The sequence below is a fragment of the Streptomyces clavifer genome, assembly GCF_036345975.1.
GTDB classification, from domain to species: Bacteria; Actinomycetota; Actinomycetes; order Streptomycetales; family Streptomycetaceae; genus Streptomyces; species Streptomyces clavifer.
The window spans coordinates 177664-191580 of record NZ_CP107794.1; the positions used below are offsets into that span (position 1 = coordinate 177664).

10 protein-coding genes and 1 CRISPR repeat array are annotated in these 13917 nt (G+C 69.4%); all 10 genes read left to right on the forward strand.

Annotated elements, in window-relative coordinates:
- The first annotated feature begins 163 nt into the window (after window positions 1-163).
- The 10 genes from cas3 (at window position 164) to OG927_RS34525 (ending at window position 13749) form a co-directional block, all read left to right on the forward strand.
- Window positions 164-3082 (forward strand): CRISPR-associated helicase Cas3', encoded by a 2919-nt coding sequence (gene cas3, locus OG927_RS34480; protein ID WP_330321475.1) that lies wholly within the window; start codon window positions 164-166, stop codon window positions 3080-3082.
- The gene (casA, locus tag OG927_RS34485; RefSeq protein WP_330321476.1) at window positions 3075-4775 is read left to right on the forward strand and encodes a type I-E CRISPR-associated protein Cse1/CasA; all 1701 of its coding nucleotides are present in this window, start codon (window positions 3075-3077) and stop codon (window positions 4773-4775) included. Before cas3 ends, casA begins: the two co-directional genes overlap by 8 nt.
- Window positions 4772-5464, forward strand: coding sequence for a type I-E CRISPR-associated protein Cse2/CasB (gene casB / locus OG927_RS34490; RefSeq protein ID WP_330321477.1), 693 nt, complete (start codon window positions 4772-4774; stop codon window positions 5462-5464). The genes casA and casB overlap by 4 nt, the downstream gene beginning before the upstream one ends.
- On the forward strand, window positions 5461-6663 hold the full coding sequence (gene cas7e, locus OG927_RS34495; protein WP_330321478.1) for a type I-E CRISPR-associated protein Cas7/Cse4/CasC: 1203 nt from the start codon (window positions 5461-5463) through the stop codon (window positions 6661-6663). Before casB ends, cas7e begins: the two co-directional genes overlap by 4 nt.
- Window positions 6660-7400 (forward strand): type I-E CRISPR-associated protein Cas5/CasD, encoded by a 741-nt coding sequence (gene cas5e / locus OG927_RS34500; protein ID WP_330321479.1) that lies wholly within the window; start codon window positions 6660-6662, stop codon window positions 7398-7400. Before cas7e ends, cas5e begins: the two co-directional genes overlap by 4 nt.
- Window positions 7400-8179, forward strand: a complete 780-nt coding sequence (cas6e, locus tag OG927_RS34505) for a type I-E CRISPR-associated protein Cas6/Cse3/CasE (protein WP_330321480.1) — start codon at window positions 7400-7402, stop codon at window positions 8177-8179. The genes cas5e and cas6e overlap by 1 nt, the downstream gene beginning before the upstream one ends.
- Window positions 8176-9144, forward strand: a complete 969-nt coding sequence (gene cas1e / locus OG927_RS34510; protein WP_330321481.1) for a type I-E CRISPR-associated endonuclease Cas1e — start codon at window positions 8176-8178, stop codon at window positions 9142-9144. Before cas6e ends, cas1e begins: the two co-directional genes overlap by 4 nt.
- The gene (gene cas2e, locus OG927_RS34515; RefSeq protein WP_330321482.1) at window positions 9141-9491 is read left to right on the forward strand and encodes a type I-E CRISPR-associated endoribonuclease Cas2e; all 351 of its coding nucleotides are present in this window, start codon (window positions 9141-9143) and stop codon (window positions 9489-9491) included. Before cas1e ends, cas2e begins: the two co-directional genes overlap by 4 nt.
- Window positions 9492-9574: 83 nt before the next feature.
- Window positions 9575-11128: direct repeats of the CRISPR family, unit length 29 nt; unit sequence CTGCTCCCCGCGCCCGCGGGGATGGTCCC.
- Between the two features lie 1087 nt (window positions 11129-12215).
- On the forward strand, window positions 12216-12902 hold the full coding sequence (locus OG927_RS34520; protein ID WP_330321483.1) for an HNH endonuclease family protein: 687 nt from the start codon (window positions 12216-12218) through the stop codon (window positions 12900-12902).
- A 232-nt stretch (window positions 12903-13134) separates the two neighbouring features.
- Window positions 13135-13749 (forward strand): YdeI/OmpD-associated family protein, encoded by a 615-nt coding sequence (locus tag OG927_RS34525; RefSeq protein WP_408058138.1) that lies wholly within the window; start codon window positions 13135-13137, stop codon window positions 13747-13749.
- Window positions 13750-13917 lie beyond the last annotated feature (168 nt).

Below are 13917 nucleotides of genomic sequence, written 5' to 3' on the forward strand. Positions count from 1 at the left end.
ATCGCCCACAGTGTTCTTTCCTGGGCGCTCGCGGGTTCGTAATGAGGGGCATGGTCGGCGCATTCTACGGCTACTTTCGTGCGGACATGCCGATCTTGGTCGCATAGCTGCTGATTTTCTCAACCGGGCGTGTTGTTCAGGTGTTTGCCTGTATTTATCTGACATGGCTGATGAGGGTGGGGTCGGCTCTGGCCTCGGGGGACGGCTTGAAGGCGCTGTCCGGCGGGTGTGGGCGAAGCATGACCGGGATGCCGAGGGGTGGCTGCCGTTGTGGCGGCACCTGGAGGACACTGCCGCTGTGGCGGGGCTGTTGTGGGATGAATGGCTGCCGGGACAGATCCGGGATGTGATCGCGGGTTCGTTGCCTGAGGGTTGGGTGGACGGGCGGCGTCTGGTGGTGTGGCTGGCCGGCGTGCATGACGTCGGCAAGGCGACGCCGGCGTTCGCGTGTCAGGTTGACCAGCTGGCCGACCGGATGCGGGATGTGGGTCTCCAGATGCGGACCCAGACGCAGTTCGGGCCGGACCGGAAGCTCGCGCCGCACGGCCTCGCGGGTCAGCTGCTGCTCCAGGAATGGCTGGAGGAGCGGCACGGCTGGGCCGGGAGGCAGTCAGGTCAGTTCGCGGTCGTGGTGGGTGGCCATCACGGTGTGCCGCCGGAGCACGGGCAGATCAAGGCGCTGTATGACCGGCCGCATCTTCTGCGTACGCCTGGTCCGGCCCAGGAGGTGTGGCGCCGGGTCCAGGAGGAGTTGCTTGATGGATGTGCCGACGTGTTCGGTGTCCGGGAACGGCTGGGTGCGTGGCGGTCGGTGAGGCTGCCGCAGCCGGTGCAGGTGTTGCTGAGTGCGGTTGTGATTGTCGCGGACTGGATCGCGAGTAACCCGGAGCTGTTTCCGTACTTTCCGCAGGAGGTACCGCGTTCCGGTGAGGAGCGGGTGGCTGCTGCGTGGCGCGGGCTGAGTCTGCCGCCGTGGTGGCAGTCGTACATGCCGCCGGTGGACGCGGGGGAGTTGTTCGCTTCTCGGTTCGATCTTCCCGATGGGGCTGTGGTGCGGCCGGTGCAGGAGGCTGTGGTGCGGCTGGCGCATGCGGTGCCGGTGGTGGGGCTGATGGTGGTCGAGGCGCCGATGGGGGAGGGGAAGACCGAGGCGGCGTTGGCGGCCGCGGAGATCTTCGCGGCGCGTTCGGGGGCTGGCGGTGTGTTCTTCGCTTTGCCGACGATGGCTACGGGGAACGCGATGTTCCCTCGGTTGCTGGACTGGCTGGATCGGCTGCCGTCTGAGGGCGGGGCCCGGATGTCGGTGTTGCTGGCGCATTCGAAGGCTGCTCTGAACGATGACTTCGCCGAGCTGATGCGTGAGAGTCGGCAGCCGGTCACGGCGGTGGATGTCGACGAGGACGTTCCCTCATGGCGTCCTGCGGATCCTGGGCGGGTGGCTCCGGCGGTGCTGGTGGCGCATGCGTGGTTGCGTGGGCGGAAGAAGGCGATGTTGTCGTCGTTCGTCGTGGGGACGGTGGACCAGCTGTTGTTCGCCGGGCTGAAGAGCCGTCACCTGGCGTTGCGTCACCTTGCGGTGGCGGGCAAGGTCGTCGTGATCGATGAGGCGCACGCCTACGACACGTACATGGGTGCCTACCTGGACCGGGTGCTGGAGTGGCTGGGGGCTTACGGGGTTCCGGTGGTGGTGCTGTCGGCGACGTTGCCGGCGGGACGGCGCCGTGAGCTGGCGGAGGCCTATGCGGGGGCCGGGCCGGGTGCGGAGGGTTTCGCGGAGGTGGAGGAAGCCGGCGGATATCCGCTGGTGACGTGTGTGGCGCCGGGTGAGGCGCCGGTCGTTGAGCATTCTGCAATGTCGGGGCGGGGCGGCCGAGTGCTCCTGGAGGTGCTGGAGGACGGGCTGGACGTGCTGGTGGACCGTCTCGGTGCGGAGCTTGGGGGCGGCGGTTGTGTGCTGGTGATCCGTAACACGGTCCAGCGGGTCCTGGACACTGCGAAGGCTCTCCGTGAGCGCTTCGGTCAGGACTGTGTGACGGTGGCGCACTCGAGGTTCGTCGATGTGGACCGTGCCATGAAGGACGCGGATCTTCTGGCCAGGTTCGGGCCGCCGGAGAAGTCGGCTGCCGTACGGCCGGCCGGGCCGCACATCGTGGTGGCCAGTCAGGTTGCCGAGCAGTCCCTGGATGTGGACTTCGATCTCATGGTCAGTGATTTGTGTCCGGTCGACCTCCTGTTGCAGCGCATGGGCCGGCTTCACCGTCATCAGCGCGGTGAGGGCCAGGCGGACCGGCCGGCGGGGATGCGAGAGGCGCGGTGTCTGGTGACGGGGGTGGACTGGGCCGCGACGGTGCCTGTTGCGGTGCGTGGGTCTGTTGCCGTGTACGGGCAGTACAGCCTGCTCCGGTCGCTCGCCGTGCTGCGCCCGCACCTGGAGGGCGGGCAGCACGTGCGTCTGCCGCAGGACATCAGTGTTCTGGTGCAGGCGGCTTACGGGCAGCAGACGGCTGTGCCCGCCGGGTGGGAGGAAGCGTGGGGCCTCGCTCTGGTGCGGCACGAGAAGCACCGTGCGGACCAGGCGGAGCAGGCCGGACGTTTCCGGATCGATCCGGCGGGGCGGGACGGGCGGCCGCTGATCGGCTGGGTGTCGGGTGGTGCGGGGGACGCGGACGATACTCGGGCCGGCCGTGCTCAGGTCCGTGACAGCCAGGAGACGCTGGAAGTCCTGGTGGTGCAGAGGCTTGGCGACGGCCGGCTCGTCACCCTGCCGTGGCTGGCGAAGGACGGCAGGGGGAGAGCACGTGGGGGTCTGGACCTTCCCCTGGACCGGTGTCCCTCGCCTGCGGCTGCACGGGCCGCGGCAAGCAGCGGTCTGCGTCTCCCCATTCAGTTCTCCGCTCCGAAGGTCATGGATCAGGCGCTCGATGAGCTCGAGAAGCTCTTCGTGCCGGCCTGGCAGTCGAAGGACAGTCACTGGCTGGCGGGGCAGTTGATCCTCGTTCTCGATGCCGACTGTCAGACCCGTTTGGCAGGCTTTGCCCTCCACTACAGCGAAAGTGATGGACTTGAGGTGACCCGTGTCTGAGACACCGCCGGAACAACCGGCAGACAGCGGCGGTTCGTTATCGTTCGATCTGGCCGACCGTCCCTGGATCGGGGTCCTTGGCTGCGACGGTGTGCAGGAAGAGATGTCGCTGCGCACGGTGTTCGCGGAGGCCGGGCGGGTGCGGCGGCTGGTGGGGGATCTGCCCACCCAGGAGTTCGCCTTGCTGAGGCTGCTTCTCGCGGTGGCACACGACGCCCTGGACGGCCCAAGGGACATCGAGCACTGGGCGGATCTGTGGGCCGAGGAAGACTGCTTCGCCCCGGTCGACGCCTACCTGAACGAGCACCGGGAGCGGTTGGACCTGCTGGATGCCCGGACCCCGTTCTTCCAGGTCGCCGATCTGCGCACCGGCAAGGGCGAGGTGGCTTCCCTCAACCGGATCGTCGCGGATGTTCCGAACGGGGATCCGTTCTTCACCTCACGGATGCCGGGGGTCAGCCATCTCTCCTTCGCCGAGGCAGCCCGGTGGGTCGTGCACGCGCACGCCTTCGACACCTCGGGCATCAAGAGCGGCGCCGAGGGAGATACCCGGGTCAAGGGCGGCAAGGTCTACCCGCTCGGGGTGGGCTGGGCCGGAACCCTGGGCGGCGTGTTCGCCGAGGGCGACACACTCCGCGAGACGCTGCTGCTGAACCTGGTGGCCGCGGACACGAACGGGCTCCGCTTCGAGGCCGGAGACCGTCCCGCATGGCGGCGCGCCCCCGACGGACCAGGTGTCTCGGAGTACCGGCAGCCGACCGGGCTGCGCGATCTGTACACGTGGCAGACGCGGCGGCTCCGGCTGCACTTCGACAAGGACGGCGTCCACGGTGTCGTCCTCGGCTACGGCGATCCGCTGGGTGCCCACAACATGCACACCCGCGAGCCCATGACCGCCTGGCGCCGTAGCCTGGCGCAGGAGAAGAAGCGCGGCGAACCCCTGGTGTACCTGCCCCGCGAGCACGACCCCGCGCGTGCCGCCTGGCGGGGGCTCGCCTCACTGATCGCGGAACGCACCGAGTCCGGTCAGGGGGCGCAGGCCGCAACGTACCTGCGGCCCGGAATCCTGGAATGGGTGTCCCGGCTGGCCACGGAGGGCGAGCTGGAGCGCACCTTCCTGATCCGTGCCCGGGTGATCGGCCCGGTGTACGGGACACAGCAGTCCGTTATCGACGAGATTATGGATGACAGCCTCTCCATGGGGGTGGTGCTGCTCCACAACCGCGACCGTGCATACGCGATGCAGGCCATCGACGCGGTCGGCGACGCCGAGAAGGCTGTCATGGCGCTCGGTGACCTGGCCACTGATCTGGCCCGCGCGGCCGGCGCCGAGTCCGACGGCCCACGCAGCACCGCACGGGACCGCGGATTCGGGTCCCTGGACGGCCCCTACCGTGCGTGGCTCGCCGGCCTCGCCGGGGCCCCAGACCCCTACCTGGCGCGTGAGGCGTGGAAACGCGACGTCCACCGCACCGTCGGACAGCTCGGCCGTCAGCTCCTCGCCGGGGCTGGGGACGCGGCGTGGGCAGGGCGGACCGTGCCCGGGAAGCAGGGCACCCAGTGGCTGAACTCCGGCCTCGCCGACACATGGTTCCGGGCCCGCCTGGCCAATGCCCTCGGCACTCCGCAAGACGACAGTCCACTGCCCGACCCGGCCGATGCCTCCGCCCTTCTCCCGAAGGTGACCGCATGACCACCGTGCTCCCGCTGACCGCCCCGCAACGTGTGCGGGAAACCACCGACAGCCTCATCCGCCCGCTGCAGCGGGACCTGCTCAGCGACCGGCCACACGCCGTCGCCGCCCTGGCCCGCCTGCGCCGCGGCGCGGGCAAGGACACCTCCCAAGTCCCCGACCTATGGGGCCTGATCGACATCGGTCCCCTTCACGACCGGCCCCAGGACGGCGGCCGCCCCTTCACCGAGGAACAGCTCACCCGCGCCGAGGACGCCGTACACACCGCCCTGACCCTGTGGGCCCTGCACCAGCAGTCCCGAGGCCACGGCATGCACCAGAGCGGCACCCACCCCGCCCACCACGGACTCGGAGCGGCAGTACGCCGGCTGATGCCGCCCGGCGAGATCGCCGAACCCGTCCGCAAACGCCTCGTCCGGGCCGGCACCGCACCCGACCTCCCCCAGCTCGCGCAACGCCTGCGCGACCTCGTCCTGCTGCTGCGCGGGCAGGACATCCCCCTGGACTACGCGCTCCTCGCGGAGCAGCTCTACCAGTGGCAGGCCCCCGGCGGACGCGACACGGTCCGTCGCGCCTGGGGCCGTTCCTTCCACGCCCACCGCGGCGCGCAGCACACCCCTCAAGCGGGTGTCCCGTCGCCCACTGTTTCCCCGGAACACGACAACACTGCTGACAAGGACGCCCCGTGACCCGCATCTACATTGACGTGCACGCCCTGCAGACCGTGCCGCCCAGCAACCTCAACCGCGACGACACCGGCGCCCCCAAGTCCGCCGTGTACGGCGGGGTACCCCGCGCCCGGGTGTCCAGCCAGGCGTGGAAGCGTGCCACGCGCGCCTACTTCAGTGACGAGCACCTCCTGGAGCCCAGCGAGCTCGGCGTACGGACGAAGAAGGTCGCCGAGGTCCTCGCAGACCGCATCACCGCCCTGGACCCCGCTCTCGAGCGGCCCGATGCCCTGCAGCGCGTGGCCGTCGTGATCGAGAACGCCACCGGATCGAAGATCGAAGTACCCAAGCGCAGCGCGGATGCCGCCAAGGACGGCGAGGAGCAGCCAGCCCCGCAGTCGAAGTACCTGATGTTCCTCAGCGCCCGCCAGCTCGACAATTTGGCCGCACTCGCCATCGAAGGCGGCCAGGACATCAAGGGCTACTTCAAGGACAACAAGGCGAACAAGGCGCGGGCGAAGGAGATCGCCGACACCCGGCACTCCGTCGACATCGCCCTGTTCGGGCGGATGGTCGCCGACTCCGCCGACATCAACGTGGACGCGGCCGTCCAGGTCGCCCACGCGATCAGCGTCCACCGTGTCGAGAACGAATCCGACTACTACACAGCTGTCGACGACCACAACACGGACGCGGAGCCCGGCGCCGGAATGATCGGGACGATCGACTTCAACTCCGCGACCCTCTACCGCTACGCGGCGCTCGGCGTCCACCAGCTCGCCGACAACCTCGGCCAAGGACTGCGCGAGGACGAACCGCTGACCACCCCGGTGCGCCGGGCTGTGGAGGCGTTCGTGCACGGCTTCGTCGCATCCCTGCCCACCGGGAAGATCAACACGTTCGGTCACCACACCCTGCCGGACGCGGTCATCGTGAAACTCCGCACCACCCGCCCGGTCAGCTTCGTCGCCGCGTTCGAGGAACCGGTACGCGCAGATCACCAGAGCGGTCACGTCAAGGAAGCGTCCGCCCGGCTGGCCGAGTACATCCCCGACATCGAACGCGCTTATGGAGACGAGGAATCGACCCTGACCTGGGTCCTCCGCGTTGGCCCGAACACGGAAAAGCTCTCCGGGATCGGCGAGGAGGCCACCAACCTGACTTCCCTTGTCTCCCGGGTCGGCCAGGCCGTCGCCGAACACCTGGACAAGCCCGCATGAGCGTCCTGACCCTGCTGCTGGCCGGCCCCCTGCAGTCCTGGGGGGCCTCCGCCCGCTTCACCCGCCGCACCACCGAAGCCGCACCGACGAAGAGCGGCGTCCTCGGCATCCTCGCCGCAGCCCAGGGCATCCAGCGCGGCGACGACAGCCGCCTCGCCGAACTGGCGGCACTGCGCTTCGGCGTCCGCATCGACCAGCCCGGCACCCGGATCCGCGACTTCCAGACCGCCCACCACCGCGTCACCGGCAAATCGATGCCGCTCTCCGAACGCTTCTACCTGGCCGATGCGGTCTTCACCGCCGCCCTCGAAGGCGACCACACCCTCCTGACCACCCTGCACAACGCCCTGCGCACCCCCGTCTACCCCACCTTCCTCGGCCGCCGCTCGTGCCCGCCGGCCCGGCCCGTCGAGCTGGCCGTCCACGACATCAGCCTCACCAGGGCCCTGAGCGACGAGCCCTGGCACGCTGCCCCCTGGTACCAGAAGCTCCACCGCAGCAACACCCCCACCGTCCCCCTCGTCGTCCTTCGCGACACCGCCCCCGGCGACGGCTACGGCGAAACCCTGCGCGACCATCCCCTCAGCTTCGCCGCCGAACACCGCCGCCACGCCCTGCGCACCGTCATCAGCGAAACGGTGGACGTCCCCAACCCCCGCGCCGCGATCCGCCCGCCGGCCCAACGGCAGCCCGTACCGCACCACGACCCGTTCGGTTCGCTGGAGGACAACCCCTGATGCACCTGACCCGATTCCGCATGAACACTGCCCGCCCCGGCGCCCGCCGACTGCTCGCCTCCCCCCAGGCCCTGCACGCCGCGGTCATGGCCTCTTTTCCTCACCTCCTGCCCACCACCGACACCCCCTCAGGCCCCCGCGTGCTGTGGCGCCTCGACAGCAACGCACGTGCCGAAGTGCTCCTCTACATCGTCAGCCCCGACCTCCCCGACCTGACCCATCTCGTCGAGCAAGCCGGCTGGCCCGCCGCCGCCCTCGACCCCGAAACCCCTGGCTGGCACACCCGCCCCTACACGCCCTTCCTCGACAGCCTCACCGCGGGTGACACCTGGGCGTTCCGCCTCACCGCCAACCCCGTCCACCACATCCGCCGCAAAGACGGCGAACCCACTAAACCCACCGCGCACATCACGCCCACGCACCAGCTGGGCTGGCTCCTGAAACCCGAACGCCAAGAGCGCGCCGGCTTCCACATCAACGAAAAGCCGCACGACCAGCGGCTCCTTCCCGCGGGTACCACCCACCAGCAGCACCCCCACCACGGTGACCGCTACACCTTGACCGTCCGTGACGAACGCACCCTCTCCTTCGCCAAGAACCGCAACACCCGTACACCCCGCCACCAAGTGAAAGTCGTCACCGTCACCTACGACGGCCACCTCACGGTCACCGACCCCCACGCACTGCGCCGCACCCTCACCGAAGGAATCGGCCGGGCCAAGGCATACGGCTGCGGACTCATGACCCTCGCTCCCGTCCCCACCGGGCTGACGCCATGAGCACCGTCGGTCAACGCCCAGCCCTCACCCCCCGCCACCTCACCCGCACCGCAGAACGCCTCTCCTTCATCTACCTCGAGCGCTGCACCATCCACCGGGATGCCAACGCCATCACCGCCGAAGACGCCGACGGCACCACTCACATCCCCTCCGCCACCATCGGCACCCTTCTCCTCGGCCCCGGCACCCGCATCACCCACCAGGCGATGAGCGTCCTCGGAGAAACCGGGGCCTGCGTCGCCTGGGTCGGAGAACACGGCGTCCGCTACTACGCCGGCGGCCGAGCCCTCAGCCGCTCCGCAGCACTCGTCGAAGCGCAGGCCACCCAGTGGGCCAACGTCCGCAGCCGCATCGCCGTCGCCCGCGCCATGTACCGGATCCGGTTCCCCGACGAAGATCCCGCCCGCCTCACCCGCCACGAACTCCTCGGCAGAGAAGGCACCCGGGTCAAGGAGTGTTACCGCGCACAGGCAGCCCGCACCGGGGTCCCGTGGAACGGACGCAACTACACCCCCGGAGACTTCGCCAGCGGTGACCCCGTCAACCAGGGCATCACCGCCGCCGCACAATGCATGTACGGCGTCGCGCACGCCGTCGTCGCCTCCCTCGGCTGCAGCCCAGGACTGGGCTTCGTCCACTCCGGCCACGAACTCTCCTTCGTCCTGGACATCGCCGATCTCTACAAAACTGACATCGGTATCCCGCTCGCCTTCGATGTGGCAGCCGAAGCAGAAGAAGACGTCGGCTCACGCACCCGCAGGGCCCTCCGGGACAAGATCAACGAGACGAGACTTCTCGAGCGCTGTGTCAACGACATCAAGGGTCTGCTCCTGCCCAACGCACCGGAGCCCGGCAGCGAAGCATCCGAGCCGCCGGACCGGGTGACGCTCCAGAGCGACCGAGGGCTGTTGGTCGCATCCGGGGTGAATTACGGAATGGACGAGCAAGAAGCGGCCCTCTGGTGACCGTGATCGTCCTCACCAACTGCCCAGCCGGCCTCCGGGGGTTCCTCACACGATGGCTCCTGGAAATCTCCGCAGGCGTGTTCATCGGTAACCCCTCAGCCCGGATTCGCGACGCTCTGTGGGCCGAGGTCCAGCAGTACGCCGGCCAAGGGCGGGCACTCCTCGCCCACACCACCAACAACGAACAAGGCTTCACCTTCCGCACGCACGACCATGCGTGGCACCCCACCGACCACGAAGGCCTCACTCTCATCCGGCGTCCCAGTGTCAGCCCCAGCACACCGAGCAATAGTGGAAAGCCGGGCTGGAGTTCGGCAGCCAAGCGTCGGCGATTCGGCAAGAGATGAGGTCCAATATGCCCGGCATGACCGAATCGGTGAAAGTGCTCGAGAATCGGCATAGGGACGGATAGACGTGCAGGTCACTGAGTCTGCTTCCCGCGCCCGCGGGGATGGTCCCGACGAGGTACACGCGGCCGTCCTTGCCGATGACTGCTTCCCGCGCCCGCGGGGATGGTCCCGCGATCACGTCCATGTCGGTCGTCACGCTGCACTGCTTCCCGCGCCCGCGGGGATGGTCCCGGGACGAGGGCCCCGACCGGTGCGGTCGGGGCCTGCTTCCCGCGCCCGCGGGGATGGTCCCGAGTGCTGCCCGAAGGGCCACCCGTACAACGTCTGCTTCCCGCGCCCGCGGGGATGGTCCCCGCACGGAGCTGCTCGCGCTGCTCAGTGCGAACTGCTTCCCGCGCCCGCGGGGATGGTCCCGACGCGTAGGACATGAGGCCCATGCGCCCTGGCTGCTTCCCGCGCCCGCGGGGATGGTCCCCGGCCGTTGCCGCCGTGCGTCCTGTGCGTGGGCTGCTTCCCGCGCCCGCGGGGATGGTCCCCGTGCGGTGAGACCGTCGCCGCCGGTGAGCTCCTCCTTCCCGCGCCCGCGGGGATGGTCCCGTGCGTTGCGAGGGTCCGCGCGACGCGTTGCGCTGCTTCCCGCGCCCGCGGGGATGGTCCCCTCAGCCAGCAGGACATCGTCCACCGCACCGGCTGCTCCCCGCGCCCGCGGGGATGGTCCTCCGGTGAGCCACCGGAGTACGGCCGGCCACCGCTGCTCCCCGCGCCCGCGGGGATGGTCCCTCGTCCTCGATGGCGATCTCGCGGCGCTGGATCTGCTCCCCGCGCCCGCGGGGATGGTCCCTGTTTGCCTAACAGAGTCAAGCACAGTGGAGCCTGCTCCCCGCGCCCGCGGGGATGGTCCCGACACGCTCGCCGTGCCGATCTGCGTGACCGGCTGCTCCCCGCGCCCGCGGGGATGGTCCCTCCGACACCTCCTCGCCCTCGAAGAGCTTGTCCTGCTCCCCGCGCCCGCGGGGATGGTCCCCCCCACAAGTCCCGGCCGGGGCGCATGACTCCCTGCTCCCCGCGCCCGCGGGGATGGTCCCGAGCACCCCGACCTCATCACCCCCACCCGCGCCTGCTCCCCGCGCCCGCGGGGATGGTCCCTCAAGAAGATCAACGCCCTGCAAGCGCAGCTCCTGCTCCCCGCGCCCGCGGGGATGGTCCCCAGCTGAAGGCCGCACCGTCCGGCGGCACCACCTGCTCCCCGCGCCCGCGGGGATGGTCCCAGGGAGCCGACGACGTAGACCTGTTCGGTGTCCTGCTCCCCGCGCCCGCGGGGATGGTCTCAGAGCGGGCCCCCCTCCAACTCGTCTGGAGGGCTGCTCTCCGCGCCCGCGGGGATGGTCCCGGCCACGATGGCGAGCGGGATGGTGGCCATGACTGCTCCCCGCGCCCGCGGGGATGGTCCCTGGACCGTCAACAAGTGGGTGCAGGACGGATGCTGCTCCCCGCGCCCGCGGGGATGGTCCCGCGATGATCGACGCCGACCTGTCGGCGCGAGCCTGCTCCCCGCGCCCGCGGGGATGGTCCCAGCTTCTGCGCCTTCCACTGCGGCAGACCGGCCTGCTCCCCGCGCCCGCGGGGATGGTCCCGATACGGGTTGGCCCGGCTCAAGGACATACAGAAGAGGGCGAAGGGTGGGCCCGCACACAAAGCCACGAGAAGAGGGTGCCGGGCATCCCACCGCTGCAACCAAGTGGGTTGCTGCTGGCCGCCAAGAGCGCGATCCACAACCTTGAAACCTTCTGTACTGCATCAGCGGGCATGGAAGGCGGAGGTCGGCTCGTTCGCCGACATGCGGGCCGCCGGAATCTGACAAGGGGTGGGCGTCCGGCGACCCTCCCGTGGGGAGGCAGGGAGGGGGCGGCAGGCCCCTCCCTATGCCGAAGCGGGAAGGCGGGGCCGCTGCGGGATCCCGGTCTCGGGGAGTGGTCCGGGTACTCGCGTGATCACATAGCACCGGCACCAGCCAAGCAGAAGAGGCATGACCGGAAATAGTTGTTGAGCATGCAGTTGCCGCGTTACTACCGTGACGTGATCGTAGGGAGAGCTGACGTAGCGGGGAGGGCATGAGTACCAGGGCATTGCGGATCTGGGAGCAGGGGGAAGTCGAGGCTGTACAGCTGTCGGACACCCACGCCGCTCAGAAGCGGGAACTCGCCTACCTTGTGGGCGGCCCTACGGACACGGGCGTGTATCACCGGCAGGCCGTCCTCCACATCCACGGCATGGGTGCCGCGGCCCAGGACTTGCAGTTCAACGCCGTCGCGTGGGCGCTGGCCAGGGCCTGGCGGGGCCGGGACGTCACCTACGGCCTGTACGGACCACTCGTGGTTACCGGCCCCGCTGACCCCGCAGGTGGACACGGTGCGCTCTCCTCGCATCTCGAAGCGCAGGTCCACGACGTATGCGCCGCTGTGAGCGACGTCCACGCCGAGTGGCGAACCCGGCCACGGCCGGTGAGGCGGCAGCCCGCGCGGAACTCATCGCAGCGGCCCGGCAGCAAGTCTCCGCCACCTGACCGCCAATGTGCTGCCCGATCACTGGCCACGGGTCGGCCCGACGGCCGGCGAGCAAGGGCCTCGAAACGTTCCTGCGGTGAATGCCCTGGTCCGTGCGGGTGACCAAGGGGTGTGGCCTACGCGCGGGATGTGGAGCGACCGGTAGAACGCCGGAGTGATGATCAAGAACCTTCTGCGCGGTTTCGGCGCGCTCTCCCTCGCTCTCGTTCCCCTCCTCGCTCCCGTCCCGGCCCAGGCCGCACACACCGCCCCAGGGCTGCGGGCTGCGGAAGTGACTACGCTCGCCGACGCCATCGGCCTGGTCCAAGTCGATACCGAGGACCGTACCGGCTACGTCCGCACCGCCTTCCGCCACTGGAACTCCGGCGACCTCACAGACGGCTGCAACACCCGCAACGAGGTGCTGCTCGCCGAAGCGATCGTCGCGCCGTCTGTCGGGGCCGGCTGCAAGCTGTCCGGGGGTACGTGGCTGTCGTACTACGACGGTCAGGAGGTCACCGATCCCGGTGCCCTGGACATCGACCACATGGTCCCTCTCGCCGAGGCCTGGGATTCCGGTGCCTCCGCATGGACACCGGCCCGCCGTGAGGCGTACGCGAACGACCAGGGTGCGGCGGCGTCGCTCGTCGCGGTGACCGCCCGTACGAACCGTCAGAAATCGGATCAGGATCCGGCCGAGTGGCTGCCGCCGTCCCCGGACGCGCAGTGCCGGTATACGCGGGAGTGGGTGGCGACGAAGCTGCGCTGGCAGCTGACCGCGGACGTCGCCGAGTACGAGGCGCTGAAGGTGTTCGCAGAAGGCCCCTGTGAGGACACCGTCGTCACGTACACCCCCGCCCCCTGACCGGTTCCTGAACCCGTCCTCGGCCAGGACGGCTTGGTCCGCGCGACGCGTCGCTGTCTGTGCTCGGCCTCCAGTTCACACGATAGGTAGTCGACTTCGTGGGAGCTGGGGGCGATGTGCAGGCAGCCGTTCACCACGGTGGCCTCGGTGGGGGCGAGTCAAGCCGGCACCGACGCTGCGGGCTCAACGAGTCCCGACAGATCGCAACACCAGGTTGCGGCACTAACCTGCGGTGGTGACCGGACCCGAGCTGGATGAGTTGATCGTTGCTGACGGCGCGGCGCTGCGCGCGTGGCTGCTGGACAACCACACCGCCTCTCCTGGTGTGTGGCTTGTCCTGACCAGGAAGGGCGGCTTCGTTACCACGTTGACCTGGCAGCAGGCGGTCGACGAGGCACTGTGCTTCGGCTGGATCGACGGGCAGGCCCACAAGCGCGACGAGGGAAGTTCCTGGCGGCGGTTCACCCCGCGCCGGCCCCGCAGCGTCTGGTCCCAGCGCAACGTTGCCAACGTGGCCCGGTTGGAGGCGGCCGGCCTGATGCTGCCCGCCGGCCGGGCCGCTGTGGACGCTGCGAAGGCCGACGGGCGGTGGACGGCCGCCTATGCGCCGTCATCGGAAGCGGAGGTGCCGGCCGACCTACGAGCCGCGATCGCCGCCGACCCGGCGGCGCAGGCGATGTTCGAGGTGCTCACCAAGAGCAACCGCTTCGCCCTCATCAGCCGGGTCAATGCCGTCAAGCGGGCCGAGACGCGCACCCGGAAGATCGCCGAGTGCGTGGCGATGCTGGTCCGGCGCGAGACAGTCCTTCCGCAGCGAGCCAAGCCCGGGGACCCGTCGACGTCGTGACCGGGTGTCTGACGGAACGGATAAGCCAGCGCTATTGAGCGGGACTGGTTTCGAAACCCTGTTTTGTCCGTTTCGAGAAACGTGGAGGTCTCCGCTGGTGCGCGGTCAGTCGTATCGTTCGAACAGTGCGTTGCCGATCGAGGCCACGTGGTCTCGAACACCCGGAGG

Excerpts from the sequence above, each read along its gene's own strand:
- cas3 (WP_330321475.1), top strand. The coding sequence starts at position 164 with ATGGCTGATGAGGGTGGGGTCGGCTCTGGCCTCGGGGGACGGCTTGAA.
- casB (WP_330321477.1), top strand. The coding sequence starts at position 4,772 with ATGACCACCGTGCTCCCGCTGACCGCCCCGCAACGTGTGCGGGAAACC.
- cas5e (WP_330321479.1), top strand. The coding sequence starts at position 6,660 with ATGAGCGTCCTGACCCTGCTGCTGGCCGGCCCCCTGCAGTCCTGGGGG.
- cas6e (WP_330321480.1), top strand. The coding sequence starts at position 7,400 with ATGCACCTGACCCGATTCCGCATGAACACTGCCCGCCCCGGCGCCCGC.
- cas1e (WP_330321481.1), top strand. The coding sequence starts at position 8,176 with ATGAGCACCGTCGGTCAACGCCCAGCCCTCACCCCCCGCCACCTCACC.
- OG927_RS34520 (WP_330321483.1), top strand. The coding sequence starts at position 12,216 with ATGATCAAGAACCTTCTGCGCGGTTTCGGCGCGCTCTCCCTCGCTCTC.